The organism is Yoonia sp. R2-816 (assembly GCF_046762905.1).
Lineage (GTDB): Bacteria > Pseudomonadota > Alphaproteobacteria > Rhodobacterales > Rhodobacteraceae > Yoonia.
The window spans coordinates 1-2,213 of record NZ_JBKQXN010000266.1; the positions used below are offsets into that span (position 1 = coordinate 1).

General features: G+C 60.0%; 2 protein-coding genes. Both read right to left on the minus strand.

Annotation, left to right across the window (positions count from 1 at the left end):
- Positions 1–1,182: IS91 family transposase (locus tag ACFWW2_RS16705; RefSeq protein ID WP_393929782.1), on the minus strand; the 1,182-nt coding region annotated here is incomplete at its 3' end.
- Positions 1,183–1,194: 12 nt separating this feature from the next.
- Complete coding sequence (locus tag ACFWW2_RS16710) at positions 1,195–2,082, minus strand: tyrosine-type recombinase/integrase (RefSeq protein WP_393929780.1); 888 nt, start codon at positions 2,080–2,082, stop codon at positions 1,195–1,197.
- Positions 2,083–2,213 lie beyond the last annotated feature (131 nt).

The window sequence follows — 2,213 nt, forward strand, 5'->3', positions numbered from 1 at the left end:
TGGTGGCGCGCGCGACATCGGTATCTGACCGCGCCGAAAGATCTCGACGATACGCATAGGGCCGCCGCAGCAAGGGCACGGCTCGCGCAGGGTGAGAGAGGTCGTCTCGGGTTCCATCTCTTGTTCAGTGGTTTCTTTTTCGCGTTGAACACGGAGCAGCGCTCGGACCTTCGTGATGTTCGTTTTGCGCGCTGAACTGGCCAGCAGACCGTAATGGCGGATGCGGTGGAACCCATCGGGAAGTGCGTGGATTAGGAAGCGGCGGATGAACTCGGGCGTGGCCAATCGCATGACCTTTTGGCGGTCACCTCGTTTGATACGGTAGTCCTTCCAGCGGAAAGCCACGGTATTGGCATCCGCACTGACCAGTCGATGGTTGGAGATCGCGACCCGGTGCGTATAGCGGCTGAGATAGGCCAGTACCGCCTCTGGTCCGCCAAACGGAGGCTTGGCATAGACCACCCATTCGGACTTGTGGAACGGGGCGAGCCATTTGGTGAAGGCAGCGGCATCCGCCAGTCCCGCGCGTTCACCGAAGAACATAAGGGCCCCCGCTCGATGCAACTCTATCAACCCTTCCAGGAACAGACGTCTGAACAGCCGCGCCAAAACGCGCACGTGCAGGAAGAACCCGGGCTTGCAAGCGACCCATTTGGTGCCGCCCGGTGACAAGCCGCCGCCTGGAACGATCATATGGATGTGTGGATGATGCGTGAGCGCTGATCCCCAGGTGTGCAACACGCTGGTCATGCCGACCTTCGCGCCAAGGCGTTTGGGATCAGCGGCGATGGTCGTCACCGTTTTGGCCGATGCCCGGAACAGCAGACCGTAGACCGCCTTCTGGTTCCAGTAGGCAATGCGGGCGATCTCGGCAGGCATCGTGAAGACGACGTGGAAGTACTCGACCGGCAGCAGATCCTCGGCGCGCGCTGCCATCCAGTCCCGCGCAGCGGGTCCCTGGCACTTGGGACAGTGCCTGTTCTTGCAAGAGTTATAGGCGATGTGATGGTGATCGCATTTGGTGCAGGCAGCGACATGCCCCCCGAGCGCTTCGGTTCGGCAGGCCTCTATCGCCGACATTACCTTCAGTTGACCGAGACTGACATGACCCGCATTGGCCCGCCGATATGTGGGTCCATACTTCCGAAAGATGTCAGCAATCTCCAGCTGGGGGCGCGGCAGCCGCCTGAGCCGCTACTCCAGGCCCCGTCTGACGGTATGATCCTGCAGCTTCTCCAACATCTCGTACGGGCTGACAGTGCCGCGGATGGTCTTGGTCGCGACATGCGTGTAGCGCGCTGTCGTGCTGAGCTTGGAATGTCCCAAGAGCACCTGGATCACCCGCACGTCCGTTCCGGCCTCAAGCAGATGCGTGGCAAAGCTGTGGCGCAAGGTGTGCAATGTGGCGGGTTTGTTGATCCCAGCCATGTGCTTGGCCGAGGTGAACGCGCGGTTCAACTGGCGCGGTGAAAGCGCCATGATCTTGGGTTTGCCCGGAAACAGCCAACCTTCGGGGCGCGCCTCGCGCCAGTAGTCACGCAGCAGGTCGAGCAAGGCAGGTGACAGCATGGCCTTGCGGTCTTTGTCATTTTTGCCCTCGTCGACATGGATCAGCATCCGGTCGCTGTCGATATCTGAGACCTTGAGATTGCAGACTTCGGATGCGCGCAGCCCGGCACCATAGCTGATCCCCAAGGCGGCACGATACTTCAGCCCCGGTCCGGGAACCGCCGCCAATAGATCGCCAACCTCTTCGACGCTCAAAACAACGGGCAGCTTCTTCGCCTTGCGTCGGAACTGCATGTACCGCTTCATCTCTTCACGCCCGCAGGTCATGCCAAAGAAGAACCGCAGCGATACGATCCTGGCATTGAACACGCCGGTCGAGACCCCGCTATCGGTCATGTGAAGCTGATACGCACGCAACTCGTCCGGTGTCGTCGTATCGGGCGAGCGTCCGATGAACTCAGCCAAGTATCTAACCGCCCTGATATGTGCCTGCTGAGTCTTCGGCGACATGCCACGAATGCGCATATCCTCGATCATCCGCGCACGCAGCGGGCTCATCTTCTCCTCTGTCATGGGAACCTCCTGTCATCAGATTGAGAAACCCCAATCGTCAGACAGGTCATCAAGATCGCAAAATACGCGCAGTCAGCATGGGTTCATTACGCCAGAAACAAGCGCCATTGCCGCGATAGCGGCTTCGTCCT